Raw genomic sequence first — 25,628 nt, forward strand, 5'->3', positions numbered from 1 at the left:
GCAACCGACAACGGCCAACCATGCGCACCAGTCAATTTTTGCTCGCCACACAGAAAGAAACGCCTTCCGACGCCGTCGTGATCAGCCACCAGCTGATGCTGCGTGCCGGCATGATCCGCAAACTCGCCTCCGGCCTGTACACCTGGCTGCCGATGGGCCTGCGGGTCATGCGCAAGGTCGAAGCCATCGTCCGTGAAGAAATGGACGCCGCCGGCTCTCTGGAAGTGTTGATGCCGAGCACCCAACCGGCCGAGCTGTGGCAGGAGTCGGGACGCTGGGAGGAGTACGGCCCCGAGCTGCTGCGCATCAAGGACCGTCACGGTCGCGACTTCTGCGCAGGCCCGACCCACGAAGAAGTGATCACCGACCTGATGCGCAACGAGTTGAGCAGCTACAAGCAGCTGCCCATCAACCTGTATCAGATCCAGACCAAGTTCCGTGACGAGATCCGTCCGCGCTTCGGCCTGATGCGCGGTCGCGAGTTCATCATGAAGGACGCCTACTCGTTCCACGCCGACCTGGCGTCGCTGCAGGTTACTTACGACCGCATGCACCAGGCGTACTGCAACGTGTTCACCCGCCTGGGCCTGAAATACCGCCCGGTTGAAGCCGACAACGGCTCCATTGGCGGTGCCGGCTCCCACGAATTCCACGTACTGGCCGAGTCCGGCGAAGACGACATCGTCTTCAGCAACGGCTCCGACTACGCCGCGAACATCGAGAAAGCCGAAGCCGTCCCACGGGAAACGTCCCGCGCCGCGCCGACCGAAGAATTGCGCCTGGTGGATACACCCAACACCAAGACCATCGCCCAGTTGGTGGAAGGCTACAACCTGCCGATCGAACGCACCATCAAGACCCTGATCGTGCGCGCGGAAGAAGAAGGCAAGCTGATCGCCCTGATCGTCCGCGGCGATCACGAGCTCAATGAAATCAAGGCGGCCAACCAGCCTGGCGTCGCAAGCCCATTGGTCATGGCCACCGACGCCGAGCTGCGCGACGCCATCGGCGCCGGCGCCGGCTCCCTCGGCCCGCTGAACCTGCCGCTGCCGATCATCATCGATCGCTCGGTGGAGCTAATGAGCGATTTCGCCATCGGCGCCAACATCGACGACAAGCATTATTTCGGCGTGAACTGGGAGCGCGACCTGCCGGTTCCAGCCGTCGCGGACCTGCGCAACGTGGTGGCCGGCGATCCAAGCCCGGACGGCAAGGGCACTCTGGAAATCAAGCGCGGTATCGAAGTCGGACACATCTTCCAGCTGGGTGACAAGTACAGCAAGGCGATGAAATGCGAGGTGCTGGGCGACAACGGCAAGCCAGTCACCCTGCAGATGGGCTGCTACGGCATCGGTGTATCCCGCGTGGTGGCCGCTGCCATCGAGCAGAACAACGACGAGAACGGGATCATCTGGAGCGACACACTGGCGCCCTTCCAGGTCGCGCTGGTGCCGCTGCGCTATGAAACCGAACAGGTTCGCGAAGCGACCGACAAGCTCTACGCCGAATTGACGGCCGCTGGCTTCGAGGTGCTGCTGGACGACCGCGACAAGAAAACCAGCCCCGGTATCAAGTTCGCCGACATGGAACTGATCGGTATCCCGCACCGGATCGTAGTCAGTGATCGCGGCCTGGCCGAAGGCAACCTGGAATACAAGAGCCGCACCGAGGCCGAGCCGCAAGCGCTACCGGTCGCCGAAGTGCTGTCCTTCCTCCAGGCTCGTATCCGCCGCTGAGACCAGATAGAGACGTCATGTTCAAGCGAAACACCTTAGGCCTCGGGGGCGCCGCACTGTGCGGCGCCCTGCTGGTCAGCGGCTGCGCCAACCAGATGTCGCAACGCAACGAGCACGAAGAACGGATCGAGCGCAAGCTGCTCGACCATAGTCTGCAGATCGATGTGGGCGAGCCCAAGGTGCTCGACTTACCGCAGCGTCGGGTTCGGATCAACGAGCAAAAAACTTTCGAGGTCACTGAATTCGAAGTCACCCGGCACTACGATCGCTACACGCCCTACCAGCCATGGCGCGAGGTCTATGAGATCCCGCTGGGCGCGGTGGCGGTGGTGGCCGGTGTCGGCGCGAACGTGGTCAATGTGTTCGCCCTGGGCACCTTGCCTGACACCGCGACCCGTGACTGGATCAGCTACGGTTTCGCCGGCCTGAACCCATTCATGAACGTCCCGTCCAACGGTCGAGCGCAACAAAACCTGGCCGGTATCGACGAAATCCAGCGCGACAAGCGCACCGAACACTCGAGCCTGCCCTGGAGCGAACGCCCGGTACAGGTGAAGGCCGCCCGCCAGACATTCGAGATGAGCACCGACCGCAACGGGGTGCTGCGCTTGAACCTGCTGGAAAGCCCGTTCGCCGAACATGACCTGAGCCAGTTCGGCAAATTGCAGATCAGCGTGACGGATGCCCAGGACGAGGTGCATACCGACTCGTCGCTGAGCATCAGCAGCACCCTGCGCAGCAAATTGGTCGAAGCCCACGCATTGATCTACGACGACCTGGAAGATGACGAAGTGAGCCAGTGGGTTCACCGGGTCAAACGCCTGTCGGAACTGGGCCTTGAAGAAGAAGCCAGTGAGCTGGAGCAAAGCCTGATCGAACTGACCCGCAACGATCCGGAACTGCAGACCGAGTTCCTGAAGGCGTTGACCAAGGATGGCGGACGGTTGGTGGCGGACCCAGGGGCGAGTTGAACCTGGCTGAACGAGGGATGTTTCCCCTGTGGTGAGGGGATTATCCCTCACCACAACGAGCGCTTACCGATCAAACAGCTCCAACTGTTCATACCCTCCCCGCAAATCCTCCAACCGTACCCCGATCCCCAACAACCGCACCGGCTTGCCGCCACGGTTGAAGGCCTGGGTCAACAAAAGCTGGTAACTGCCCAGATCCCGCCCGGCCCCGGACTGCTCCAGGGTGGTCTGGGTGAAATCATGGAATTTGACTTTGACGAATGGCTTGCCCGGGCGGTAACTGCTGTCGATCCGCGCCATGCGCCCGCTGAGGGTTTCCATCAGCTCCGGCAACTTATCCAGGCAGCTTTTCAGATCGGGCAGATCAACGTCGTAGGTGTTTTCCACGCTGATGGACTGACGACGGCTGTCGTTGTGCACCAGACGCTCATCGATCCCACGGGCAAGGCTCCAGAGGCGCTCGCCAAAACTGCCGAATTCACGCACCAGGGCGAGCTTGTCCCACTGACGCAACTGTGAACAATCGGTGATCCCGAGCCTGTTCAACTTGTCGGCGGTGACCTTGCCAACACCGTGGAGTTTATTCACCGGTAATGCCGAGACGAAATCTTCCACTTGGTCGGGGGTGATGACAAACAAGCCATTGGGCTTCTTCCAATCACTGGCGATCTTGGCGAGAAACTTGTTCGGCGCAACGCCAGCGGACACGGTGATGTGCAGCTGATTGGAGACACGCCGGCGAATGTCTTGGGCAATACGCGTGGCGCTGCCGCCAAAATGCGCGCTGGCGGAGACATCCAGGTAAGCCTCGTCGAGGGACAGCGGCTCGATCAGATCGGTGTAATCGCTGAAGATCGTGTGGATTTCCTTCGACGCCTCTCGGTAGGCGTCCATCCTCGGCTTGACGATGGTCAGGTCAGGGCAGAGCTTCAGCGCATGGCCGGAAGACATGGCAGAGCGCACGCCATAGGCTCGGGCCTCATAGTTGCAGGTCGCGATTACGCCGCGCCGGTCCGCCGAGCCGCCGACCGCCAATGGCTTGCCGGCCAGCTGCGGATCATCACGCATCTCGATAGCGGCATAGAAGCAGTCGCAGTCGACGTGGATGATTTTGCGTTGCGTCATGAGAGAAGCGGCACACGGATTGATTCGGGGCGCCAGTATCTCATTCGAACCTGTATATAGCACCAGTGCTTTGAAAGATCCTTCGTTGAACCTTGAAAATTCCTACATGGATTTCCTCAATCACCCAGAGCCCGCCAATAGGGCGCCAGCCCTTGCCCGGCTTGCGTCACAGCGCGAAACCTAGCCCTGCCCCTGGGCTAACCGCTTGAAGCGGAACATGTTTTTCCTAAGCAAGGGTTGACAGCCCGTCGATCTTCTGTAGAATGCCGCCTCACAGACGCGGGATGGAGCAGCCTGGTAGCTCGTCGGGCTCATAACCCGAAGGTCGTCGGTTCAAATCCGGCTCCCGCAACCAAACATCAAGAAAGGCTACTCGAAAGAGTGGCCTTTTTTGTGCACGCCTGATTTATGCGCCTGCGCCCCATGGCGCTTCTATCAACCTAAGCCCTTGCTGATGGTTGTAGGACAATTTTCTTTTGTTTTCGTGTATTTAGGTGAACTCGTCGTTTATTTCACCCAGCCCCTTATTAACGGTTGACACTCTGGCGTTCGCCTGTAGAATGCCGCCACACAGACGCGGGATGGAGCAGTCTGGTAGCTCGTCGGGCTCATAACCCGAAGGTCGTCGGTTCAAATCCGGCTCCCGCAACCAAACATCAAGAAAGGCTACTCGAAAGAGTGGCCTTTTTTGTGCGTGTCGAAAAAACTCCATGACAAATATTTTGTAATATTTTCCACCGCAGGGATTGGTAACTTGGCTGGATACCCCCATCCTGTCGCGCATAGCTCAAGAGGTGATTGATGCGCGCCCACTCGTCTGACCCACAAGACACTGTTTCTGCGACACAACCGATCAAGGCCGAGCGATTGCGCTGGATGGAGCGGATCAGCCAGTACCGGCAACCGATCGGCCTCGCTGTCACGCTGCTCCTGTTTGCAATTGCCTTGATCGCCTGCCGCCATCTGTTGAGCGAGCTCGACCTTTACGCCCTTCACGACTCGATCCTCGAGGTGCCGAGGCCGGCGCTGCTCGGCGCGATCGCCGCGACCGTGGCCGGTTTTGTCATTCTGCTGGGCTATGAGTGGTCCGCCACCCGCTACGCGGGGGTGAAGCTGCCGCCGCAAACCCTGGTGCTAGGGGGCTTCAGCGCTTTCGCCATTGGCAACGCCATCGGCCTGTCGCTGCTGTCGGGCGGCTCGGTTCGTTATCGCCTGTATGCTCGCCATGGCCTGGGAGCGACGGATGTCGCCCATATGACGTTGTTCGCCAGCCTGTCGCTGGGCTGCGCCCTGCCGCCCTTGGCCGCCCTGGCGACACTGAGCAATCTGCCTGCGGCATCCGCCGCCTTGCATCTTCCAGCCACGTTGCTGGGATCGATCGCCGTCGCGGTGCTGCTGCTGACTGGCGTGCTGGCGGTGGGTATCTATCGCCGTCGCCTGCCGGACCAACCCTACCGCGACAGCCTGCTGGTCAGGGCCGGTCGCCGGACCTTGCGGCTGCCCGGCCGACGCCTGACGCTCCTGCAATTGGTGATTACCGCGCTGGACGTCGCAGCTGCCGCGACGGTGCTCTATCTGTTGCTGCCCGAGGCGCCCCCGTTCGGTCCATTCCTGTTGGTGTACTTGCTCGCGCTGGCCGCCGGTGTACTCAGCCACGTGCCGGGCGGGGTCGGGGTGTTCGAGGCGATCCTGCTGGCCGCGTTTGCCGACAAGCTGGGTGCCGCGCCGCTGGCCGCCGCCTTGCTGCTGTATCGCTTGATCTACGTGCTGCTGCCGATGCTGGTAGCGTGCGTGCTGCTGCTGATCAATGAGGCGCAACGACTCTTCCAGACACGCCAGTCCTTGCGGGCGGCGTCAGGTTTCGCGGCACCGATCCTGGCCGTGCTGGTGTTTTTGTCGGGCGTGGTGCTGCTGTTTTCCGGGGTGACACCCGAAATCGACACCCGCCTGGAGCACATCGGCTTTCTGATTCCTCACCGACTGGTGGATGCCTCGCACTTTGGCGCCAGCCTGATTGGCGTGCTGTGCCTGTTGCTGGCCCAAGGCTTGCGCCGTCGCCTGTCCGCCGCCTGGATGCTCACCACCGTGTTATTGCTGGTGGGTGCCCTGCTCTCGCTGCTCAAGGGCTTTGATTGGGAAGAAGCCACGCTGCTGACCTTGACTGCTGCCCTGCTGTCGATCTTCCGGCGTTCGTTCTACAGGCCGAGTCGCCTGACCGAGTTGCCGTTTTCGCCATTGTTCTTGATCGCTAGCCTGTGCGTCCTGGGGGCGTCGATCTGGCTGTTGCTGTTCGCCTATCAGGACGTGCCCTACAGTCATCAACTGTGGTGGCAATTCACCCTGGATGCCGACGCTCCCCGCGGCCTGCGCTCATTGCTCGGTGCCGCGGTGCTGCTGGTGGTGGTGTCGCTGACCTGGTTGCTGCGCACCGCGCGGCCGGTGATTCACTTGCCTACGGCACAAGAGCTGGAACGCGCCAAGACCATTCTCATGGCGTCGTCTCAACCCGACGGCGGCTTGGCCCTGACCGGCGACAAGGCGCTGCTGTTTCACCCCAACGACGAGGCATTTTTGATGTACGCCCGTCGCGGCCGCAGCCTTGTCGCGCTGTACGACCCGATCGGGCCGACCCAGCAACGGGCGGAAATGATCTGGCAGTTCCGTGACCTGTGCGACATCTATCACGCCCGGCCAGTGTTCTACCAGGTACGCGCCGAGAACCTGCCTTACTACATGGACATCGGCCTGACCGCGATCAAGCTGGGCGAAGAGGCGCGAGTCGACCTCAAACGTTTCGATCTCGAAGCCAAGGGCAAAGAGATGAAGGACCTGCGCTACACCTGGAATCGCGGCACCCGCGATGGCCTGTCGCTGGAAATCCACGAGCCGGGCCAGGCGCCCATGGAGGAACTGAAAGTCATCTCCGACGCCTGGCTGACCGGCAAGAACGTCCGGGAAAAAGGCTTCTCCCTCGGACGATTCAGCGATGACTACCTCAAGCATTTCCGCATCGCGGTGATTCGTTTCGAAGGCCGGCCGGTGGCATTCGCCAACCTGCTGGAAACCCACAACCACGAATTGGCCAGCCTCGACCTGATGCGCGCCCACCCCGAGGCGCCGAAGCTGACCATGGAATTCATGATGGTCGGCCTGATTCAGCATTACAAAAACCATGGCTACGCTCGCTTCAGTCTCGGCATGGTCCCTTTGTCGGGCTTGCAGCCGCGTCGCGGCGCACCGCTGACCCAGCGCCTGGGGTCGATGGTGTTTCGCCGTGGCGAGCAGCTTTACAATTTCCAGGGGCTGCGCCGCTTCAAAGACAAATTCCAGCCTGACTGGGAACCTCGTTACATGGCCGTGCCCGCCGGACTCGATCCGTTGGTTGCACTGGCTGATACCGCCGCCCTGATTGCAGGCGGCCTGACTGGATTGGTGAAACGCTGATGATGCAACGCTCGTGGCGATACGTAGTGGCCGCCCTGCTGGTGCTGGCTGTGATTCTCGGTGGCGGCTACTGGTATTGGAACCGCCCTGCCCCGCAACCGACCCTGGAACAACTGGAACCCGCCGACGGCGTGCCAATGACGCGCATCATCCCCGGCACCAAGCCCCGCGCCCAGGTGCTGGTGGCCGTGAATGAGGACCAAAAGCTCAGCGACACCCAGTTGACGACCCTCAGCCGCAGCGGCTCGGCACAGATCGTCCAAGTGATCCTGCCCAAGGACTGCATGTTGCAAGGCCGTGCTCTACAGGCCGGCCTGAGACAACTCCACGGCCCGGCCACGCTGGTCAGCGGCATCGGCCCCGGCGCCGTGCTGGCCTGGCGCTGGTTGGCCGAGCAGAAGGACGACAATGCCCGGGCCGTCTCGGTGGACCTGGCCCTGGAAAAACCGGGCTGCACGCACCTGCTGCCCAAGAGCGCCGCACACGGTCACTGGCTGGTCGCCTGGAACGATAACCCCGACGACACCAGCGCCGGGTTCGTTCGTGATCAACACAATGCCGAAACCAGCATCAGCGACTACGACATCAACCTGCCGCAAGTGCTGAACAATGAACTGCGCAAGATCCTGGTAGGTGCCGAAAAGGGCAAGGGCGGCCTGAGCATCCCGGTGGTGGAGGTGCCCGCCAGCCAGGCCCGGGATACCGTGACGCTGTTTCTCTCTGGCGACGGTGGCTGGCGTGACCTGGACCGCGACGTGGCCGATGAAATGGCCAAGGTCGGCTACCCGGTCGTCGGCATCGACACCCTGCGTTACTACTGGCAGCACAAGAGCCCCGAACAGAGCGCCGCCGACCTGACCGAGCTGATGCAGCACTACCGCCAGATCTGGGGCACCAAGCGCTTCATCCTGACCGGCTACTCCTTCGGCGCCGATGTGCTGCCGGCGATCTACAACCGTCTACCGGCGACAGAGCAACAGCGGGTCGATGCAATCATCCTGCTCGCCTTCGCTCGCACCGGCAGCTTCGAAATCGAAGTCGAGGGCTGGCTCGGCAACGCCGGCACCGAAGCCGCCACCGGCCCGGAGATGGCCAAGCTGCCCGCCGAAAAAGTGGTGTGCATCTACGGCGCCGAAGAGGCCAACGAAAGCGGCTGCACCGACAAGACTGCCGTGGGCGAAGTCATCAAGTTGCCGGGCGGCCACCACTTCGATGAAAACTACCCGGCCCTGGCCAAGCGCCTGATCGGCGAGATCGACAAGCGCCAAACCAAGCCTGCCGTGCAGTAAGCGGGGGCAAGCCAGACAAAAGCCCCCACCGCCGCAAGGCACTTGGGGGCTTTTGTTAACGGCGACGTTCTGCCGCGTCGTATACTTCTTTATCTCGCCGCGCGCCAACGGCGACTATCAGCACCTGAATCGCTTTTCCGTCGACCCTGTAAACAATGCGGGTATCACCCGTTCGGATCCTTCGGCACCCGGCCAGGCTGGCTCTGAGCGGCTTGCCGATCTTGTCCGGCTCGCCATTGATGATCCGCTCTTCGATGACATCAAGGATACGGTTCGCAGCCGCAGCACCCAACTGATCCAGATCGTCTTGAACCTCCGGATGGTAAACAACGTTCCAAGCCATTCACCGCCCCTTCAGTCGTTTTTGGCATACCGCGCCCGCATATCCTCATGACTGACGGCCTTGGCCCGATCGAAATTGATCAAGCGTTCACGAGCCGTCGCCTCGACGCGAAGATTTTCCAGCTCATCGAGCATTTCCTGATAAGCGTCGACGTTGATGATCACCGCTGCGGGTTCATTGTCCTTGAAGATCACCAGCCTTTCGGTTGCACGACTCGATACTTCCTTGAGCTTCGCGCTGAACCCCCTGACCATTGCCGTAACGGATATCGCTTGATCCGCCCGCTCCAGTAGTGCTGCCATACCCCACCTCCTTCCACCTGATTCCGCATACTTTAAAACACATCTTTAACTGTAAAATATTACGTCATATTAGACGCAAATCAAGGTAAGGAAAGACCAACCGACCAAATGCCCAAGAGGCTCCCACAAAAAAGCCCCCACCGCCGCAAGGCAATGGGGGCTTTTTGTTTCCCGGTGCTACATCTCCACCTGCGTCCCCAATTCAATCACCCGATTCAACGGCAGATTGAAAAAGCGCAGGTTGCCGTTGGCATTTTTCAACATGAAAGCAAACAACGACTCACGCCAACGCGCCATGCCCTCCAGCTTGGAGGCGATAACAGTCTCGCGACTGAGAAAGTAGGTGGTGCGCATCGGACTGAAATCCAGGTCGTCCAAATGACAGAGCTTGAGCGCCTCGGGCACGTCCGGCTCGTCGGTAAAACCGAAATGCAGGATCACCCGGAAGAAGCCCTCGCCATAGGCATCGACCTCGAAACGCCGTTGTGGCGGCACGCGGGGAATGTCTTCGTAGACCACTGTCAGCAACACCACCTGCTCATGCAGCACCTGGTTGTGCAGCAGATTGTGCAATAGCGCATGGGGCACCGCATCCGAGCGCGCCGTCAGGAACACCGCCGTGCCCTGGACCCGGTGCGGCGGCTGCACGCGGATGCTGCTGATGAAGACCGGCAGCGGCAACGCCCCTTCGTCCAGCCGCTCCACCAACAGCTGCTTGCCGCGTTTCCAGGTGGTCATCAATACGAACAAGGCGATGCCGGCTATGACCGGGAATGCGCCGCCCTGGATGATTTTCGGCACGTTGGCGGCGAAGTACAGCCCATCTACCAGCAAGAAACCGAACAGCACCGGCACCGCCAGCAGCGGCGGCCATTTCCATAGCAACAGGATCACGGCGGAGACCAGGATCGTGGTCATCAACATCGTACCGGTCACCGCCACGCCGTAGGCCGATGCCAGCGCTCCGGACGACTCGAAGCCCAGCACCAGCAAGACCACGCCGACCATCAAAGACCAGTTCACCGCGCCGATGTAGATCTGGCCCTGTTCGGCGCTGGAGGTGTGCTGGATGTACATGCGCGGGATGTAGCCGAGCTGGATTGCCTGGCGCGTCAGGGAGAACGCGCCGGAGATCACCGCTTGCGAGGCAATCACCGTCGCCAGCGTCGCCAGGCCCACCAAGGGCAGCAATGCCCAGCTCGGCGCCAGCAGATAGAACGGGTTGCGCGCCGCTTCAGGATCACCGAGCAGCAAGGCGCCCTGGCCGAAATAGTTGAGCATCAGGCCCGGCAGCACGAGGATGAACCAGGCACGGGCGATGGGTTTACGGCCGAAGTGGCCCATGTCGGCGTACAGCGCTTCGGCCCCGGTCAGCGCCAGCACCACCGCGCCAAGGATCGCTACGCCCATGCCCGGGTGGACGACAAAGAAACGCACGGCCCAGGCCGGGTTCACTGCGTTCAATACTTCCGGGTGCTGGCTGATGCCATACACGCCCAAGGCGCCGAGGACGAGGAACCAGGTCACCATGATCGGACCAAAGAGGATGCCAATGCGCGCGGTGCCGTGGCGCTGGATCAGGAACAACGCCACCAGCACCACCACCGATAGCGGCACCACCCAGTGATCGATGCCTTCGAATGCGAGGCCCAGGCCTTCGACCGCCGACAATACCGAGATCGCCGGGGTGATCATGCTGTCGCCATAGAACAGCGCCGCACCGATCAAACCGCAGATCACCAACAACGTACGCAGCCGCGCCCTGCCGGCCGCCGCGCGCCGCGCCAGGGCAGTCAAGGCCATGATTCCGCCTTCGCCCTGGTTGTCCGCGCGAAGGACGAACATCATGTACTTGATGGACACGACCCAGATGAGAGACCAGAAAATCAGCGACAGGATCCCCAGCACCCCGTCATGGTTGACGGGCACGCCATAACCACCGGAAAACACTTCTTTAAGGGTGTACAGCGGGCTCGTGCCAATGTCGCCATAAACCACCCCGACCGCCGCGACCAGCATGCTCAGCGGTTTGGCCGCCGAATGCTCGGCGCCCGCCGCCTGACTACCTGCATGACCCATCCAACACTCCTGATTTCCAGACCTGCCTTCTTGAAAGAAGCCGTACGCTCTTGTGACGCAGCATGGGCGGTTTTACGCTTTGTTACAGATGTTCTGTTGACTGCAGCGTTCGCCAGAAGGCAAAGGCGCGAAGCATAGCGCAGCACTCGTCGTATTTCCCGGTATAAAGCTGGTCAAGTGCGGCGACCACGGATAGAATTGCGCACTTTTTGATCAGAGGCGCGTCAGGCGCCCTGTCTCCGCAAGAGACGATCCCCCTACACCGAGGTTAGACATGTCCACCACTACCGCGCCAGCCAATCCCAAGGTTGGCTTCGTATCCCTGGGTTGCCCGAAAGCGCTGGTCGACTCCGAGCGCATCCTGACCCAGCTGCGCATGGAAGGTTATGACGTTGTGTCCACCTACCAGGACGCCGACGTGGTGGTGGTCAACACCTGTGGCTTCATCGACTCGGCCAAGGCCGAATCCCTTGAAGTGATCGGCGAAGCCATCAAGGAAAACGGCAAGGTCATCGTGACAGGCTGCATGGGCGTGGAAGAAGGCAATATCCGCGACGTGCACCCGAGCGTGCTGTCCGTGACCGGGCCGCAGCAGTACGAACAAGTGGTCAACGCCGTGCATGAAGTCGTGCCGCCGCGCCAGGACCACAATCCGCTGATCGACCTGGTGCCGCCACAAGGCATCAAGCTGACCCCGCGTCACTACGCCTACCTGAAGATTTCCGAAGGCTGCAACCACAGCTGCAGCTTCTGCATCATCCCCTCGATGCGCGGCAAACTGGTGAGCCGTCCGGTGGGTGACGTGCTCGACGAAGCCCAGCGCCTGGTCAAGGCCGGCGTCAAGGAATTGCTGGTGATTTCCCAGGACACCAGCGCCTACGGCGTCGACGTCAAGTACCGCACCGGCTTCTGGAACGGCGCGCCGGTGAAAACCCGCATGACCGAACTGTGCGAAGCCCTCAGCACCCTCGGTGTCTGGGTCCGCCTGCATTACGTCTACCCGTACCCGCACGTCGACGAGCTGATCCCGCTGATGGCCGCCGGCAAGATCCTGCCGTACCTGGACATCCCGTTCCAGCACGCCAGCCCGAAAGTTCTCAAGGCCATGAAACGCCCGGCTTTCGAAGACAAGACCCTAGCGCGCATCAAGAACTGGCGTGAAATCTGCCCCGAGCTGATCATCCGCTCGACCTTCATCGTCGGCTTCCCGGGGGAAACCGAAGAAGACTTCCAGTACCTGCTGGACTGGCTGACCGAAGCCCAGCTCGACCGCGTCGGCTGCTTCCAGTACTCGCCCGTCGAAGGCGCACCGGCCAACGACCTGAACCTGGACGTGGTGCCGGATGACGTCAAGCAGGACCGTTGGGAGCGCTTCATGGCGCACCAGCAGGCCATCAGCTCGGCGCGCCTGCAAATGCGCATCGGCCGTGAGATCGAAGTGCTGGTGGACGAAGTCAACGAACAAGGTGCCGTCGGCCGCTGCTTCTTCGATGCTCCGGAAATCGACGGCAACGTGTTCATCGACAACGGCAGCAATCTCAAGCCGGGCGACAAGGTCTGGTGCAAGGTCACCGACGCCGACGAGTATGACTTGTGGGCTGAGCAGATCGGTTGATCCAGGCCTGGACTCAAGCCGAATAGGCTTTTGTGGCGAGGGAGCTTGCTCCCGCTGGGCTACGAAGTAGCCCTATCCTTGCGATTGCTACGCAATCGAGCGGGAGCAAGCTCCCTCGCCACAGGTTGTTTGCCAGCCACTCGCCGCCTCTAAAAAAAACTTTCTGAAGCCCTGCTCTGTAACAAGAAGCAGGGCTTTTTTACGGCTATCGTATGCAGACAAGAAAACTCCACCACAAGGAACAGGCGGACATGCGCCAGCATTCGGTCATCCACACACCGAAACCGAGCGATTATCAGGAACTGACCCGGGTCTGGGAGGCATCGGTACGGGCCACCCATGATTTCCTGCCCGACAGTTATATCGAACTGCTCAGAAACCTGGTGCTCACCCGTTACCTGGACGCGGTGATGCTCATCTGCACCCGTGATTCACGCCAGCGCATCACAGGGTTCGCCGGGGTCGCGGCTGGCAAGATCGAAATGCTCTTCATCGACCCCGAGCATCGCGGCCAAGGCCTGGGCAAACAACTGCTGCGCTATGCCATTGAACACCTGAACGCCGATGAACTGGACGTCAACGAACAGAACCCGCAAGCCCTTGGCTTTTATCTCAAGCAAGGGTTCGAAGTTATCGGTCGCTCGGCAAAGGATGGCATGGACCAGCCCTACCCGCTGCTGCATATGCGCTACAAGCAGCCCGATCTGAAAGCGGGGCGCGGCTAAAAACGGCATGAGGCAAATGGACCCGCGATTAACCGGCGCCAGACAGGTACAATGCCCACCCCTTTTTGTTACGGCCCCGTCATGACTGACCCGATTCGTCTCTCCAAGCGTCTCATCGAACTCGTCGGCTGTTCCCGTCGGGAGGCTGAGCTGTTCATCGAGGGCGGCTGGGTCACCGTGGACGGCGAAGTCATCGATGAACCGCAGTTCAAGGTCACCACCCAAAAGGTCGAACTCGACCCCCAAGCCAAGGCCACCGCGCCAGAGCCTGTGACCCTCCTGCTGAACGTCCCGGCTGGCATGGATGTCGACGCGGCAATGGCAACCCTGGGGCCACAGACCTTGAGCGAAGAACATCGCTTCGGCAAGCGCCCGCTCAAGGGCCACTTCCTGCGCCTGACCGCCAGCGCCGATTTGCAGGCTGGCGCCAGCGGCCTTTTGGTATTCACCCAGGACTGGAAGATCCTGCGCAAGCTCACCGCCGACGCGGCCAAGATCGAGCAGGAGTATGTGGCGGAAGTCGAGGGCGAGATGGTCGCCCACGGTCTCAATCGCTTGAACCACGGCCTGACCTACAAAGGCAAGGAATTGCCGGCGGTCAAGGCCAGCTGGCAGAACGAGAACCGCCTGCGCTTCGCCATGAAGAACCCGCAACCGGGCGTTATCGCGCTGTTTTGCCAGGCCGTCGGGCTCAAGGTCGTTGCCATCCGCCGCATCCGCATAGGCGGCGTGTCGATCGGCAAGGTGCCGTTGGGCCAATGGCGCTACCTGTCCGCCAAAGAGAAATTCTAATTTTCCGGCGCCGCACCGAACCGGGGCGCCCACTGCCTTCATCAGGATTGCACACATGATTCACAACGACGTACTGCGCAGCGTGCGCTACATGCTCGACATCAGCGACAAGAAAGTCGTCGAGATCATCAAGCTGGGCGGCTTGGAAATCTCCCTGGAAGATTTGGCCGGCTACCTCAAGAAAGATGAAGAAGAAGGCTTTGTGTTCTGCCCCGACCTGGTCATGGCGCATTTCCTCGACGGGCTGGTGATCTTCAAGCGCGGCAAGGACGAAAGCCGTCCGCCGCAGCCGATCGAAGTGCCGGTCACCAACAACATCATCCTGAAAAAGCTGCGGGTGGCCTTCGAGCTGAAGGAAGACGACATGCACGCCATCCTCAAGGCCGCCGACTTCCCGGTGTCCAAGCCGGAACTGAGCGCATTGTTCCGCAAGTTCGGCCATACCAACTACCGGCCGTGTGGCGACCAGCTGCTGCGCAACTTCCTCAAGGGCCTGACGCTGCGCGTTCGCGGCTAATGCCGAAGGGCTGTCATTTCTTGAAGCGCTGCTGATGGTGGCAGAGCTTTTGTGGCGAGGGAGCTTGCTCCCTCGCCACAAAAGCCCCCGCCATAAACGGCAAGACCAGCCGCCCGCGCTATGATGCCCTTTCAACCCTGCCTTGATCCCAGCCCATGACCTACAACGTCTCCCCCATCGGCTTCGTACGCTCCTGCTTCAAGGAGAAGTTCGCCATTCCGCGCCAACCACAACTGGCCCCGGCCGCGCGCGGTGTGTTGGAGCTGGTGGCGCCATTCGACCAGGGCGAGGCCGTGCAGGGTCTGGAGCAGGTCAGCCATGTCTGGTTGCTGTTCCTGTTCCATCAAGCCCTGGAAGACAAGCCACGATTGAAAGTACGGCCGCCGCGCCTGGGTGGCAATAAATCCATGGGCGTCTTCGCCACCCGAGCCACCCATCGCCCCAACGGCATCGGCCAGTCGGTGGTAAAGCTGGAACGGGTGGAGGCCGCTCGACTGTGGATCTCGGGCATCGACCTGTTGGACGGCACACCCGTGCTCGATATCAAGCCCTACGTCCCCTACGCGGACATCATCGACTTGGCCTCCAACAGGATCGCCAGCGCCGCGCCTGAGTTGATTCCAGTGCAATGGGCGGACTCTGCCCTGCTTCAGGCACGCGACCACGCAAGGCGCCTCGAAGAGCCCTTGGTGGAGCTGATCGAACAATGCCTGGCCCAAGACCCACGTCCGGCGTATCAGGTTCCTACAGCTGAACGGGAATACGGTGCGCGGTTCTGGGATCTGGACGTGCGCTGGCATTACCCGGAGCCGGGGGTGATTCGGGTGTTGGAAGTCGTTCCTACGGCTGGATAAAACCCGGACACGAAAAAGCCCGCGCGGCCTTCATCAGACGGCGCGGGCTTTTTATGGTCTGTCAGTTGGACCAAGTCGCTGCCATCGCGAGCAAGCTCGCTCCCACAACTGATTTGCAGCGACCACCAAAGTTGTGGTCATACATATCCAGTGTGGGAGCGAGCCTGCTCGCGATGGCGGTCGGTCAGCCACCGCAAACGCCGAAGCTTACTTCTCTACAAACGCGCGCTCGATCAGGTAATCACCCGGCTCGCGCATACGCGGCGAAACGGTCAGGCCGAAGCTGTTGAGCACTTCGCTGGTTTCGTCGAGCATGCTTGGGCTGCCGCACAGCATCGCGCGGTCGTCTTGCGGGTTGATCGGCGGCAGGCCGATGTCGCGGAACAACTTGCCGCTGCGCATCAGGTCGGTCAGGCGACCTTCGTTCTCGAACGGCTCGCGGGTCACGGTGGGGTAGTAGATCAGCTTTTCGCGTAGCGCTTCACCGAAGAACTCGTTCTGTGGCAGGTGCTCGGTGATGAATTCGCGATAGGCGACTTCATTGACGTAACGCACGCCGTGGCACAGGATCACTTTTTCGAAACGCTCGTAGGTTTCCGGATCCTGGATGACGCTCATGAAAGGCGCCAGGCCAGTACCGGTGCTGAGCAGGTACAAATGCTTGCCAGGCTTGAGGTCGTCCAGCACCAGCGTGCCGGTGGGCTTCTTGCTGATGATGATCTCGTCGCCTTCCTTCAAGTGCTGCAACTGGGAAGTCAGCGGACCATCAGGGACCTTGATGCTGAAGAATTCCAGATGCTCTTCCCAGTTCGGGCTGGCAATCGAGTAAGCGCGCATAAGCGGGCGGCCGTTGGGCTGCTGCAGGCCGATCATCACGAACTGACCGTTCTCGAAGCGCAGGCCCGGATCGCGGGTGCACTTGAAGCTGAACAGAGTGTCGTTCCAGTGATGAACACTGAGGACACGCTCGTGGTTCATGTTGCTCATGTACGGGGGACTCCTGGAAATGATGCCTGCGCCGGTAATCTGCGCAATTGCATCGCATTCTAATGGCGGCGACAATATCTGTTAAATGGATTATTAAGATAAGGGTTATCGGTTATATCGATATGCGATTTACTCTACGGCAACTTCAAGTCTTCGTCGCTGTCGCCCAGCAGGAAAGCGTGTCCCGTGCCGCGGGCTTGCTCAATCTGTCGCAGTCGGCCGCCAGCACTTCCATCACTGAATTGGAGCGTCAATCCAGCTGCCAACTGTTCGACCGCGCCGGCAAGCGCCTGAGCCTCAACGCCTTGGGTAAGCAATTGCTGCCCCAGGCCGTGGCATTGCTGGACCAGGCCAAAGAGATCGAAGACCTACTCAACGGCAAGTCCGGCTTCGGTTCGCTGGCGGTCGGGGCCACGCTGACCATCGGCAATTACCTGGCGACGCTGCTGATCGGCGGATTCATGCAGCGCCATCCGGAAAGCCAGGTGAAGCTGCACGTGCAAAACACTGCCAATATCGTGCACCAGGTCGCCCATTACGAAATTGATCTGGGTCTAATCGAAGGCGATTGCAGCCATCCGGACATTGAGGTGCAGAGCTGGGTCGAGGATGAATTGGTGGTGTTCTGCGCGCCCCAGCATCCACTGGCCAAGCGTGGTCAGGCGACCATGGAGGAATTGACCCATGAAGCGTGGATTTTGCGGGAGCAGGGTTCAGGTACGCGGCTGACCTTCGATCAGGCCATGCGCCACCACCGCAGCGCGCTGAACATTCGCCTGGAATTGGAACACACCGAAGCGATCAAGCGAGCAGTGGAATCGGGCCTGGGCATTGGCTGCATTTCGCGCCTGGCCTTACGTGATGCTTTCCGTCGCGGCAGCCTCGTGGCCGTGGAAACCCCGGACATGGACCTGGCGCGGCAGTTTTATTTCATCTGGCACAAACAGAAGTACCAGACCTCAGCCATGCGTGAATTCCTCGACCTCTGCCGGGCCTTCACCGCTGGGGTCCAGCGCAGCGACGAGATCGTCCTGCCTGCCATCGCTTGAATCAGAGCAGCACCAGGCCCCAGACCAGGGCAATCATCGTCAGGGCGACAAGTTGGGCCGCGCTGCCCATGTCCTTGGCGTTTTTCGACAAGGGGTGCAGCTCAAGGGAAATACGGTCGATTGCCGCCTCTACCGCCGAGTTGAGCAACTCCACGATCAAGGCCAGCAGGCACACCGCTATCAACAGCGCCTGCTCCACGCGACTCACGTTCAGGAAAAACGACAACGGAATCAGGATGACGTTAAGCAGGACCAGTTGACGGAACGCCGCTTCGCCGACGAAAGCTGCACGCAGCCCGTCCAGGGAATAGCCGGAGGCATTGAGGATGCGTTTCAGGCCGGTTTGGCCTTTGAAAGGAGACATAGAGTGGGCAACTGATCGATAGGAGTGGAGAAGCTACTGTAATTGCAGTCAAAAAAGCGTGAATTCAGGCGCTACGACTGCGGCGAAATTGACTCAAGTTGTTGCAACAACAAGGCAGCCTGGGTCCGGGTGCGCACATTCAATTTACGAAAGATCGCCGTAACATGAGCCTTGATGGTGGCCTCTGACACATTCAGTTCGTAAGCGATCTGCTTGTTCAACAGACCTTCACAAACCATGGTCAGCACTCTGAACTGCTGGGGCGTCAGGCTCGCGAGCCCTTCGCTGGCCGCCTTGGCCTCGTCGGACACGCTCACCGCCTCGAACGCCTGCGGCGGCCAGGATACATCACCGCTGAGGACGGCCTTAACCGCCCGTTGAATCATTTCGAGGGAGCTGGATTTGGGGATGAACCCGCTGGCACCAAATTCGCGGGCCTTGACCATCACCGAAGCTTCTTCCTGGGCTGAGACCATCACCACGGGAATCTGCGGATACTGCCCACGCAACAGGACCAGCCCTGAAAAACCATACGCGCCGGGCATGTTCAGATCCAGCAGCACCAGGTCCCAATCAGCCTTTTCCGCCAATCGGGCTTCCAGCTCCGCGATGCTGGCCACCTCCGTCAACCGGACATCCGAACCAAGGCCCAGGGTCACCGCCTGATGCAACGCGCTGCGAAAGAGCGGGTGGTCATCGGCAATCAGGATTTCGTATGTGGCCATTTTTCAAATGATCCTGTTTTTTTAAGGCAGGCCCGATGCATTCGCGCCTCGCCATGCAACTCAAGATAACGCCATTCAGCGTTATCCACAGGGGCACGTTCAACGCCAATCACAGCGTCTTAAACTCCGGCCGCACCCTGGTCGGCGCCAAGCATGCCCAGCGAAACCGGGGTGGTCAAGCTGCACGGCCACCGCTGCACCCAGTATGGGCCACTATTAGGCCAACGCCGCCTGAGCCGAGCGGACAAAGGGCAGCAGTTCGGCATGGGCCGGAGTCGACACGTTCACTTCCTGCTGACGCTTGGCACCCAGGTAATGCTGGCTGAACACATCGAAATAGGCGTCCAGGGCCGACGCCGCGTCGCTATCGCCCGCCAGCTCAAGGCACAGCGCCGCGACCTCGGCGGTGCACAGGTGCTCACTGCGTGTGGAGCGCCGCAAGCGATAGCGCGACAGCCTGTCGGGCAGCAGGCTCAAGATGGGCAGCCGGTCAAAGTAAGGACTTTTACGGAACATCTTGCGCGCTTCCGTCCAAGTGGCATCCAGCAAGATGAACAAGGGACGCTTGCCCCGAGCCAGATCAACCGTGTGGGTTACCCGGGAGGGTTCGACATACTCACCTGGAAATACCAGGTACGGTTGCCATTGTGGATCGTTCAACAAAGCCAGGAGTTGCTCATCGACATCAGTGCGCGACCAGATGAAGGCATGGTTATCCCGTACCACATCGGCGATCAGCCAGCCCGTGTTGCTCGGCTTGAAGACTTCCTTATTGGTCATGATCAGGCAGACGCCGGAACGGGTCTCGACGCTCGGACGCCAGGCACACAAGCAATGGCTCTCGATCACTCGACAGGCGCCACAACGGGGCGCGCGCCACCCTCGGGCCTGGAGCGGCTTGATGCCTTCATCGGCGCGTTGGTCGCGCAAGCGGGCTACGGCGTTGGAAGCACAGCTCATCGCGGGCAACGCCCGCAGACAGGAAAACTTGACACGAACCACACTCGCAAGGGCAATGAAGACCGGCAGTCTACCAGAGCGCGCAAACCTGTACCGTCTACCCGGGCTTCCCTATAATCGCCGCCACTGAACGCACAGTCACGTGACCGGTCGAACCACCAGTTACTGAACCAGGAGAGTTTCATGCTGCGCCTTATCGTTCCAACCGTTGCCGTTCTGCTGGCGACGTCCATCAGCGCTCAGGCTGCGTCGCTGAAAGAACTCGAACTGAACAAGATGCTGCAGAACGTTGCCAAGCAAAGCAGTGTCGGCACGCCGCGCGCGATCAACGAAGACATTCTTGACCAGGGCTACACCGTCGAAGGCACCGAGCTGATCAACCATCTCAGCGTCCAAAGCAGCCATGCGCAAAAAATGCGCGCGGATCCCAAGGCGGTTTATTTCCAGCTGGGCTCCACGGTGTGCACCAATCCAGGGTTCCGCAAACTGATGGCCAAGGGCGCGACCATGCGCTACGAGTTCACCGAAGTGAAGACCAACCGTCCGGTCGCCAGCGAACGTTTCCAGGAATCGGATTGCCCGAAACCGGCCAAGACCAAGAAATAATCAACCCGCGCGCGCGCGCCGCTGCTCTTCGTCGGCGCGCAGTTCCGCCACCAGCGCCTGCAAATAGCGTGAGCGCCATTCCCGACCTTCCAGCCGACGGCAACATTCCTCTTCCAGGCTTACCCGATTGGCTTGAGCCGCTTCCAACAACATCAAATACAACTGCCCTTCGAGCTCCAGCGTTACCCTGGTCATTTCTCCCGCCTCCCTGCCCATCAATGCAGCATTTCATCGCGCGGACGTCCAGCCCTGGACGTCGAACTACGTTGGCACGCCTTTAATGGAGTAAATCAGAGCGGTACGCACCCAGCCGGTGAGCTGACGAGCGGTACGGGCCGAGGTCATACTGAACCCATCGCGAGCGACCGATGAGCGTAGGACTACGGGGAAATGTTGCAAACGTTCACATTCGAGCGCCATGATCTGGACAGCGAAGTTCACCGCCAGAGGCTAGATTCAACGTATCGTTTTTACTGGGCAGAAAGAGGCTGCCCTCGCCAATAAGCGATGTTCAACCGTTTTTCATCCAAGGGAAACAGCAGGACCCGTTGGATGGCTTGGCCGCCTTGCTACAGATTACGTCGAGCCAGGTTTACGCCCGGGCACGCGCCCGGACTCACAACGGCACAGGAAGTGTCGTGGCCCTGATGAATCTCTCGTCAGGACCGGGGTCCTGTTCAGAAGGAGAAGCTGAATGCCTTACAAACCGAATGACCTGCTCAGCCGTCATTTTGAGAGCCATGGCCACGACCTCACCCGCAAGGTCGAAGAGCAACTCAACCTGGTATCGCCCAACAGCCCCAACCTCCCCATCTACCGCGACATGATCCTGACCGTGCTGCGCATGGCCCAGGAAGATCACAACCGCTGGAATGCCAAGATCACGCTTCAGGCCCTTCGGGAACTGGAACATGCGTTTCGAACGCTGGAACAATTCAAAGGGCGCCGCAAGGTTACGGTCTTCGGCTCGGCCCGAACGCCCATCGAACACCCTTTGTATGGCTTGGCACGGGAGCTGGGAGCGGCGCTGGCTCGGTCAGACATGATGGTGATCACCGGCGCAGGCGGCGGGATCATGGCCGCGGCCCATGAAGGCGCGGGCCGCGAGCACAGCCTGGGATTCAACATCACCCTGCCCTTCGAGCAGCATGCGAACCCGACCGTCGAAGGGACGCAGAACCTGTTGCCGTTCCATTTCTTCTTCACTCGCAAGCTTTTTTTCGTCAAGGAAGCCGATGCCTTGGTGCTGTGCCCCGGCGGTTTCGGCACTCTTGACGAAGCATTGGAGGTCCTGACTCTGGTGCAGACGGGCAAAAGCCCATTGGTACCGGTGGTATTGCTGGACGTGCCCGGAGGCAAGTTCTGGCAGAGCGCCCTGGACTTTATCCGCGAACAATTGGAGGAAAACCGCTACATCCTGCCGACCGACATGAAGTTGATGCGCCTGGTGTACTGCGCCGAGGACGCTGTGGGGGAAATCAACCAGTTCTACCGTAACTTCCATTCCAGCCGCTGGCTCAAGCATCAGTTCGTGATCCGCATGAATCACGAACTCAGTGAACAAGCACTGCAACAAATGCAGGCCGAGTTCGCCGACCTGTGCCTGAATGACTGTTTCCATCAGCACGCTTACAACGGCGAAGAACCCGAGGAAGCGCCCTTCAGTCATCTGACGCGATTGGCATTTACGTTCAACGCCCGTGACCACGGTCGCTTAAGGGAATTGGTGGACTACATCAACCTGCCGGAAAACTGGGCCCAACCCACCGCCAAGGCCCACCCCCTGACTTGGGAGCCGATCAAGGTAACGTGAGCCCATAAAAAAACGGCCCGCTATCGACATAGCGGGCCGTTTTTAGTCGTCCATGCTGCGACCACTGAACAAGCGGTTGATCATTTCCATGGAATAGCCTCGATACGCCAGGAAACGCCCTTGCTTGGCACGCTCCCGAATGTCGATAGGCAAATGTCCCGAAAACTTGCGGCGCCAGGTCTCGGCTAACTGTTGCTGCCAATCGATACCGCTCTCGCGCAAGGCTGATTCGATATCCGCTCGTTGCAACCCGCGTTGGCCAAGCTCTTCACGAATGCGCATTGGACCGTAGCCGGAGCGGGCGCGATAAGAGACGAAGCTCTCGAGGTACCGCGCTTCCGATAACAGCCCCTCTTCCGTCAAACGGTCAAGAGCGGCGTCGATCAACTCATCATGAGCCCCGCGTTGACGCAGTTTACGCGTCAGCTCCACACGACCGTGCTCGCGCCTGGCGAGCAGGTCCATCGCAGCTCGCCGCACCGCGACGAGGGTATCGAGTACGGCGGTCATCGGATCAATCAGATATCAGCGTCGGCCAGGTCGTCGGCAGTCTCGCGGTTGGCCACGGCTTTGACGTCCGCCACCGGGCTCAACAGCTTGTCACGCAGTTGCTTCTCGAGGGCTGCCGCGACTTCCGGGTTGTCCGCCAGGAATTTGGCCGAGTTGGCCTTGCCCTGACCGATCTTGGTGCCGTTGTAGGCATACCAGGCGCCCGACTTCTCGACGAAACCGTGCAGCACACCCAGATCGATCATTTCGCCGTTGAGGTAGATACCCTTGCCGTACAGGATCTGGAACTCAGCCTGACGGAACGGCGATGCCACCTTGTTCTTCACAACCTTGACGCGGGTTTCGCTGCCGACAACCTCATCACCTTCTTTCACCGCGCCAGTACGACGGATGTCCAGGCGAACCGAGGCGTAGAACTTCAACGCGTTACCACCGGTGGTGGTTTCAGGGCTGCCGAACATCACGCCGATCTTCATGCGGATCTGGTTGATGAAGATCACCAGGCAGTTGGCGTTCTTGATGTTACCGGTGATCTTGCGCAAGGCCTGGGACATCAGGCGAGCCTGCAGACCCACGTGCGTGTCGCCCATCTCACCTTCGATTTCCGCTTTCGGTACCAGGGCCGCCACGGAGTCGACGATGATCACGTCAACTGCGTTGGAGCGCACCAGCATGTCGGTGATCTCCAAGGCCTGCTCGCCGGTGTCCGGTTGGGAGACCAGCAGGTCATCGACGTTGACGCCCAGCTTGCCGGCATATTCCGGGTCCAAGGCGTGTTCGGCGTCGACGAAGGCGCAGGTAGCGCCCGCTTTTTGAGCCTGGGCGATCACGGACAGCGTCAGCGTGGTCTTACCGGAAGATTCGGGACCGTAGATTTCAACAATACGACCTTTTGGCAAGCCGCCGATGCCAAGCGCGATGTCCAGGCCCAGGGAGCCGGTGGAGATGGAGGGAATAGCCTGGCGGTCCTGATCGCCCATACGCATTACGGCACCCTTGCCGAATTGACGTTCGATCTGACCCAAGGCCGCAGCCAAGGCTTTCTTCTTGTTGTCGTCCATTAAAGTCCTCACGTAATCAATAAGGCCTGACGGCCAACACCTGTATAAGTAGCCAGTATTATTCCACAGCGATCGGGGATCGCCTACCCCTGATTTGAGATTTCTGCGGCGGCATGTTGTAACAGCCCGTCTAGCGCGGCCTTCACCGTTTGTCGGCGGACCTCGTCGCGGTTGCCAGGTAAGAATTTCTGCTCGCTGTACACCGCCTCGCCAACACCCCAGGCAAGCCACACCGTGCCCACCGGCTTGCTCGGCGAGCCCCCGTCCGGCCCGGCCACGCCGCTGACCGCCACGGCAAACCGCGCCAGGCTTTTCTGCTGGGCGCCGCGCACCATGGCCTCCACCACCTCGCGACTGACCGCGCCGACTTTGTCGAACAGCTCTGCGGGAACACCCAACTGCTGGGTTTTCTGGCGATTGGAATACGTGACAAAACCGGCCTCGAACCAGGCCGAGCTCCCCGGAATCCGAGTGATTGCCTCGGCGATCCCCCCGCCGGTGCAAGACTCGGCCGTGGTGACATGGGCATTTAGCACCTGCAAGCGCCTACCCAATTCAGCGGCCAGTTCAGTGATGTCGTCCACGCTGCTCTCCTGATTCGACGCAATGGGCCCTACCGTACACGAGCAATCGCCGCTTGCAAGACTCGGCGGATTACCGGCCCAGCGCCCTGACATACGCCTGGCAGGCCTGCAAGGCAATCAGTCCACGGTCGCCCGCGTCGGTGATGGCGATAATTCGTTGAGCATGCGCCGGGTCAAGTCGGGCGCGTGAGGCGCCATGATCCACGCCGCCGGTGCCGGTGGTGGCAGGCACTGTACAACCGGCGGCGACATCGTCGGCGTCGAGGAGGACTGACAGCCGGACATTGGCAGTAGCAAGGCGATCGCGCAGGCGATCCTGATCACGTTGGGCATCGCTCAGGGCTCGGTAATGGGTTTGTTCGCTGGTGGAGAGTTGTTGTTCCAGGGCGAGGCGTTTCTGTGTTTCCTTATGCTGGGAAGCCGCAGCTGCCGCGGTCATCTGCTTTAAGGTCTCGGCCTGCGCCCGCGCTTGCTCGGCCAAGACCCTGCCGTAACGCCAATCCTGGACCTTCCATGCCATGCTGGTCGCCAGCAGTAAAAGCCCCAATACTGTGATGGGAAAGAACCTCAACAGCGCCGGATTCATCCCAACACCTGCAACGCCCGCCCATGCAAGGCCCGCCGCTGCGCCGCGCCATTCTGGCCGCCATTGATCCGCTGCGTGATGGCGTCGAATCGACCAGCATCAGCGAGAGAATTAAGCCCATGCGACGCCCAGAACCACGCAGCCGAAAGCGCGGCCCATCGCGGCAGCTCCAGCAATGCAGGCTGCTCCATCAGATCCAGACTCAAGGCTTTACCGCAGGCCTGGTAATTAGCCCGCCCGGTGATCTGGATCAGACCTCGCCCACGGTATTTTTGCCCGTCGCCATCGGCTTCGGGGGAGTTGCCCAGGCACGAAGCCAATCGGCCAGTGTCATACTTTGATAAATAAACATCGTTGCCTAGCTCCCGTACGTGCCGCAGCTGGCCGGACTCGTGCCCCACCTGCGCAATGAATGCGGCGGCACGCTTGGGGCCGATGATCTGGTAAAGCTCCATGGCAGTGCCTAGGAGAGGTGCAAAAACGCCGGCATTGTCGCCGGCGTTTGGGAGGATACGCAGTAGTTGGGCTGGGGTGATGAACATGGCGCTCTCTTTAACGCGAATGAATACAACAACGATCATTGACTAACGG

Annotated in this window: 26 protein-coding genes and 2 tRNA genes; 14 read left to right on the forward strand and 14 right to left on the reverse strand. The window is 60.4% G+C overall.

Annotation, left to right across the window (positions count from 1 at the left end):
• The first annotated feature begins 20 nt into the window (after positions 1–20).
• Both J3P76_RS19560 and J3P76_RS19565 read left to right on the forward strand, forming a co-directional pair.
• The gene (locus J3P76_RS19560; protein WP_420764297.1) at positions 21–1,736 is read left to right on the forward strand and encodes a proline--tRNA ligase; all 1,716 of its coding nucleotides are present in this window, start codon (positions 21–23) and stop codon (positions 1,734–1,736) included.
• 17 nt (positions 1,737–1,753) lie between these two features.
• Positions 1,754–2,707, forward strand: a complete 954-nt coding sequence (locus J3P76_RS19565; RefSeq protein ID WP_434562606.1) for a hypothetical protein — start codon at positions 1,754–1,756, stop codon at positions 2,705–2,707.
• A 63-nt stretch (positions 2,708–2,770) separates the two neighbouring features.
• Here the strand turns inward: J3P76_RS19565 and dinB are convergent, their stop codons facing one another.
• Positions 2,771–3,832 (reverse strand): DNA polymerase IV, encoded by a 1,062-nt coding sequence (gene dinB / locus J3P76_RS19570; protein ID WP_420764295.1) that lies wholly within the window; start codon positions 3,830–3,832, stop codon positions 2,771–2,773.
• 278 nt (positions 3,833–4,110) lie between these two features.
• On the opposite strand from dinB, the gene J3P76_RS19575 reads away from it, so the two are divergent.
• From J3P76_RS19575 to J3P76_RS19590, 4 genes are all read left to right on the forward strand, one after another.
• Positions 4,111–4,187: transfer RNA gene (locus J3P76_RS19575), tRNA-Met, on the forward strand.
• Positions 4,188–4,407: 220 nt separating this feature from the next.
• Positions 4,408–4,484, forward strand: a tRNA-Met gene (locus J3P76_RS19580).
• A gap of 224 nt (positions 4,485–4,708) precedes the next feature.
• Positions 4,709–7,276 (forward strand): bifunctional lysylphosphatidylglycerol flippase/synthetase MprF, encoded by a 2,568-nt coding sequence (gene mprF / locus J3P76_RS19585; RefSeq protein WP_434611528.1) that lies wholly within the window; start codon positions 4,709–4,711, stop codon positions 7,274–7,276.
• Positions 7,276–8,565 (forward strand): virulence factor family protein, encoded by a 1,290-nt coding sequence (locus J3P76_RS19590; RefSeq protein ID WP_434609897.1) that lies wholly within the window; start codon positions 7,276–7,278, stop codon positions 8,563–8,565. Before mprF ends, J3P76_RS19590 begins: the two co-directional genes overlap by 1 nt.
• 55 nt (positions 8,566–8,620) lie before the next feature.
• On the opposite strand, the gene J3P76_RS19595 is transcribed toward J3P76_RS19590, so the two are convergent.
• The 3 genes from J3P76_RS19595 to J3P76_RS19605 form a co-directional block, all read right to left on the reverse strand.
• Positions 8,621–8,908, reverse strand: a complete 288-nt coding sequence (locus tag J3P76_RS19595) for a type II toxin-antitoxin system RelE family toxin (protein WP_434562600.1) — start codon at positions 8,906–8,908, stop codon at positions 8,621–8,623.
• Between the two features lie 11 nt (positions 8,909–8,919).
• Positions 8,920–9,210 (reverse strand): type II toxin-antitoxin system Phd/YefM family antitoxin, encoded by a 291-nt coding sequence (locus J3P76_RS19600; RefSeq protein ID WP_434562598.1) that lies wholly within the window; start codon positions 9,208–9,210, stop codon positions 8,920–8,922.
• A 177-nt stretch (positions 9,211–9,387) separates the two neighbouring features.
• Positions 9,388–11,229, reverse strand: coding sequence for a potassium transporter Kup (locus J3P76_RS19605; protein WP_420764452.1), 1,842 nt, complete (start codon positions 11,227–11,229; stop codon positions 9,388–9,390).
• Between the two features lie 334 nt (positions 11,230–11,563).
• On the opposite strand from J3P76_RS19605, the gene rimO reads away from it, so the two are divergent.
• The 5 genes from rimO to tsaA all read left to right on the forward strand — a co-directional run bounded on the left by rimO (position 11,564) and on the right by tsaA (position 15,792).
• Positions 11,564–12,904 carry a 30S ribosomal protein S12 methylthiotransferase RimO gene (rimO, locus tag J3P76_RS19610; protein ID WP_434701156.1) on the forward strand — a complete coding sequence of 447 codons (1,341 nt, stop codon included), beginning with the start codon at positions 11,564–11,566 and terminating at the stop codon, positions 12,902–12,904.
• A gap of 251 nt (positions 12,905–13,155) precedes the next feature.
• On the forward strand, positions 13,156–13,629 hold the full coding sequence (locus J3P76_RS19615; protein ID WP_420764451.1) for a GNAT family N-acetyltransferase: 474 nt from the start codon (positions 13,156–13,158) through the stop codon (positions 13,627–13,629).
• A gap of 81 nt (positions 13,630–13,710) precedes the next feature.
• Positions 13,711–14,421, forward strand: coding sequence for an rRNA pseudouridine synthase (locus J3P76_RS19620; RefSeq protein WP_434701157.1), 711 nt, complete (start codon positions 13,711–13,713; stop codon positions 14,419–14,421).
• Between the two features lie 55 nt (positions 14,422–14,476).
• The gene (locus J3P76_RS19625) at positions 14,477–14,938 is read left to right on the forward strand and encodes a DUF1456 family protein (RefSeq protein ID WP_420764291.1); all 462 of its coding nucleotides are present in this window, start codon (positions 14,477–14,479) and stop codon (positions 14,936–14,938) included.
• 155 nt (positions 14,939–15,093) lie between these two features.
• Positions 15,094–15,792: a tRNA (N6-threonylcarbamoyladenosine(37)-N6)-methyltransferase TrmO gene (tsaA, locus tag J3P76_RS19630; protein ID WP_434562596.1), complete on the forward strand. Its 699-nt coding sequence runs from the start codon at positions 15,094–15,096 to the stop codon at positions 15,790–15,792.
• Positions 15,793–15,999: 207 nt separating this feature from the next.
• Here the strand turns inward: tsaA and fpr are convergent, their stop codons facing one another.
• Positions 16,000–16,779: a ferredoxin-NADP reductase gene (gene fpr / locus J3P76_RS19635; RefSeq protein WP_003198368.1), complete on the reverse strand. Its 780-nt coding sequence runs from the start codon at positions 16,777–16,779 to the stop codon at positions 16,000–16,002.
• Positions 16,780–16,901: 122 nt separating this feature from the next.
• Here fpr and J3P76_RS19640 point away from each other — a divergent pair, with 122 nt between their 5' ends.
• A complete protein-coding gene (locus J3P76_RS19640; RefSeq protein ID WP_039594356.1) occupies positions 16,902–17,828 on the forward strand; it encodes a LysR family transcriptional regulator in 927 nt (308 codons plus the stop codon).
• Position 17,829: 1 nt separating this feature from the next.
• On the opposite strand, the gene J3P76_RS19645 is transcribed toward J3P76_RS19640, so the two are convergent.
• From J3P76_RS19645 to J3P76_RS19655, 3 genes are all read right to left on the reverse strand, one after another.
• Positions 17,830–18,192, reverse strand: coding sequence for a diacylglycerol kinase (locus J3P76_RS19645; RefSeq protein WP_420764289.1), 363 nt, complete (start codon positions 18,190–18,192; stop codon positions 17,830–17,832).
• A 71-nt stretch (positions 18,193–18,263) separates the two neighbouring features.
• The gene (erdR, locus tag J3P76_RS19650) at positions 18,264–18,917 is read right to left on the reverse strand and encodes a response regulator transcription factor ErdR (RefSeq protein ID WP_434562592.1); all 654 of its coding nucleotides are present in this window, start codon (positions 18,915–18,917) and stop codon (positions 18,264–18,266) included.
• A 216-nt stretch (positions 18,918–19,133) separates the two neighbouring features.
• Positions 19,134–19,877, reverse strand: a complete 744-nt coding sequence (locus tag J3P76_RS19655) for a tRNA-uridine aminocarboxypropyltransferase (protein WP_434701158.1) — start codon at positions 19,875–19,877, stop codon at positions 19,134–19,136.
• 183 nt (positions 19,878–20,060) lie between these two features.
• On the opposite strand from J3P76_RS19655, the gene J3P76_RS19660 reads away from it, so the two are divergent.
• The gene (locus tag J3P76_RS19660) at positions 20,061–20,483 is read left to right on the forward strand and encodes a quorum-sensing-regulated virulence factor family protein (RefSeq protein WP_420764286.1); all 423 of its coding nucleotides are present in this window, start codon (positions 20,061–20,063) and stop codon (positions 20,481–20,483) included.
• Here J3P76_RS19660 and J3P76_RS19665 read toward each other — a convergent pair whose 3' ends face one another.
• Positions 20,484–20,678 (reverse strand): hypothetical protein, encoded by a 195-nt coding sequence (locus tag J3P76_RS19665; protein ID WP_420764285.1) that lies wholly within the window; start codon positions 20,676–20,678, stop codon positions 20,484–20,486.
• Positions 20,679–21,177: 499 nt separating this feature from the next.
• On the opposite strand from J3P76_RS19665, the gene J3P76_RS19670 reads away from it, so the two are divergent.
• The gene (locus tag J3P76_RS19670; protein ID WP_434609888.1) at positions 21,178–22,296 is read left to right on the forward strand and encodes a TIGR00730 family Rossman fold protein; all 1,119 of its coding nucleotides are present in this window, start codon (positions 21,178–21,180) and stop codon (positions 22,294–22,296) included.
• A 42-nt stretch (positions 22,297–22,338) separates the two neighbouring features.
• Here J3P76_RS19670 and recX read toward each other — a convergent pair whose 3' ends face one another.
• The 5 genes from recX to J3P76_RS19695 all read right to left on the reverse strand — a co-directional run bounded on the left by recX (position 22,339) and on the right by J3P76_RS19695 (position 25,579).
• Entirely contained in the window at positions 22,339–22,806 is a 468-nt protein-coding gene (gene recX / locus J3P76_RS19675; RefSeq protein WP_434609886.1) for a recombination regulator RecX, read from the reverse strand.
• 8 nt (positions 22,807–22,814) lie between these two features.
• Positions 22,815–23,867 carry a recombinase RecA gene (gene recA, locus J3P76_RS19680; protein WP_420764282.1) on the reverse strand — a complete coding sequence of 351 codons (1,053 nt, stop codon included), beginning with the start codon at positions 23,865–23,867 and terminating at the stop codon, positions 22,815–22,817.
• A gap of 83 nt (positions 23,868–23,950) precedes the next feature.
• Positions 23,951–24,451, reverse strand: a complete 501-nt coding sequence (locus J3P76_RS19685) for a CinA family protein (protein WP_434562588.1) — start codon at positions 24,449–24,451, stop codon at positions 23,951–23,953.
• A gap of 70 nt (positions 24,452–24,521) precedes the next feature.
• Positions 24,522–25,037 carry a lysis system i-spanin subunit Rz gene (locus J3P76_RS19690; protein WP_434609880.1) on the reverse strand — a complete coding sequence of 172 codons (516 nt, stop codon included), beginning with the start codon at positions 25,035–25,037 and terminating at the stop codon, positions 24,522–24,524.
• Positions 25,034–25,579: a glycoside hydrolase family 19 protein gene (locus J3P76_RS19695; protein WP_420764279.1), complete on the reverse strand. Its 546-nt coding sequence runs from the start codon at positions 25,577–25,579 to the stop codon at positions 25,034–25,036. The genes J3P76_RS19690 and J3P76_RS19695 overlap by 4 nt, the downstream gene beginning before the upstream one ends.
• Positions 25,580–25,628: the final 49 nt, after the last annotated feature.

Origin of the sequence: Pseudomonas sp. D1-36 (genome assembly GCF_051132205.1) — a bacterium.
Lineage (GTDB): Bacteria > Pseudomonadota > Gammaproteobacteria > Pseudomonadales > Pseudomonadaceae > Aquipseudomonas.

Excerpts from the sequence above, each read along its gene's own strand:
- J3P76_RS19665 (WP_420764285.1), bottom strand. The coding sequence starts at position 20,678 with ATGACCAGGGTAACGCTGGAGCTCGAAGGGCAGTTGTATTTGATGTTG.
- J3P76_RS19595 (WP_434562600.1), bottom strand. The coding sequence starts at position 8,908 with ATGGCTTGGAACGTTGTTTACCATCCGGAGGTTCAAGACGATCTGGAT.
- J3P76_RS19690 (WP_434609880.1), bottom strand. The coding sequence starts at position 25,037 with ATGAATCCGGCGCTGTTGAGGTTCTTTCCCATCACAGTATTGGGGCTT.
- J3P76_RS19615 (WP_420764451.1), top strand. The coding sequence starts at position 13,156 with ATGCGCCAGCATTCGGTCATCCACACACCGAAACCGAGCGATTATCAG.
- J3P76_RS19605 (WP_420764452.1), bottom strand. The coding sequence starts at position 11,229 with ATGCTGGTCGCGGCGGTCGGGGTGGTTTATGGCGACATTGGCACGAGC.
- fpr (WP_003198368.1), bottom strand. The coding sequence starts at position 16,779 with ATGAGCAACATGAACCACGAGCGTGTCCTCAGTGTTCATCACTGGAAC.
- J3P76_RS19640 (WP_039594356.1), top strand. The coding sequence starts at position 16,902 with ATGCGATTTACTCTACGGCAACTTCAAGTCTTCGTCGCTGTCGCCCAG.
- J3P76_RS19565 (WP_434562606.1), top strand. The coding sequence starts at position 1,754 with ATGTTCAAGCGAAACACCTTAGGCCTCGGGGGCGCCGCACTGTGCGGC.
- J3P76_RS19695 (WP_420764279.1), bottom strand. The coding sequence starts at position 25,579 with ATGTTCATCACCCCAGCCCAACTACTGCGTATCCTCCCAAACGCCGGC.
- J3P76_RS19655 (WP_434701158.1), bottom strand. The coding sequence starts at position 19,877 with ATGAGCTGTGCTTCCAACGCCGTAGCCCGCTTGCGCGACCAACGCGCC.
- J3P76_RS19560 (WP_420764297.1), top strand. The coding sequence starts at position 21 with ATGCGCACCAGTCAATTTTTGCTCGCCACACAGAAAGAAACGCCTTCC.
- mprF (WP_434611528.1), top strand. The coding sequence starts at position 4,709 with ATGGAGCGGATCAGCCAGTACCGGCAACCGATCGGCCTCGCTGTCACG.
- J3P76_RS19660 (WP_420764286.1), top strand. The coding sequence starts at position 20,061 with ATGCTGCGCCTTATCGTTCCAACCGTTGCCGTTCTGCTGGCGACGTCC.
- J3P76_RS19620 (WP_434701157.1), top strand. The coding sequence starts at position 13,711 with ATGACTGACCCGATTCGTCTCTCCAAGCGTCTCATCGAACTCGTCGGC.
- J3P76_RS19670 (WP_434609888.1), top strand. The coding sequence starts at position 21,178 with ATGCCTTACAAACCGAATGACCTGCTCAGCCGTCATTTTGAGAGCCAT.
- dinB (WP_420764295.1), bottom strand. The coding sequence starts at position 3,832 with ATGACGCAACGCAAAATCATCCACGTCGACTGCGACTGCTTCTATGCC.
- J3P76_RS19590 (WP_434609897.1), top strand. The coding sequence starts at position 7,276 with ATGATGCAACGCTCGTGGCGATACGTAGTGGCCGCCCTGCTGGTGCTG.
- J3P76_RS19645 (WP_420764289.1), bottom strand. The coding sequence starts at position 18,192 with ATGTCTCCTTTCAAAGGCCAAACCGGCCTGAAACGCATCCTCAATGCC.
- tsaA (WP_434562596.1), top strand. The coding sequence starts at position 15,094 with ATGACCTACAACGTCTCCCCCATCGGCTTCGTACGCTCCTGCTTCAAG.
- recA (WP_420764282.1), bottom strand. The coding sequence starts at position 23,867 with ATGGACGACAACAAGAAGAAAGCCTTGGCTGCGGCCTTGGGTCAGATC.
- J3P76_RS19625 (WP_420764291.1), top strand. The coding sequence starts at position 14,477 with ATGATTCACAACGACGTACTGCGCAGCGTGCGCTACATGCTCGACATC.
- recX (WP_434609886.1), bottom strand. The coding sequence starts at position 22,806 with ATGACCGCCGTACTCGATACCCTCGTCGCGGTGCGGCGAGCTGCGATG.
- rimO (WP_434701156.1), top strand. The coding sequence starts at position 11,564 with ATGTCCACCACTACCGCGCCAGCCAATCCCAAGGTTGGCTTCGTATCC.
- erdR (WP_434562592.1), bottom strand. The coding sequence starts at position 18,917 with ATGGCCACATACGAAATCCTGATTGCCGATGACCACCCGCTCTTTCGC.
- J3P76_RS19600 (WP_434562598.1), bottom strand. The coding sequence starts at position 9,210 with ATGGCAGCACTACTGGAGCGGGCGGATCAAGCGATATCCGTTACGGCA.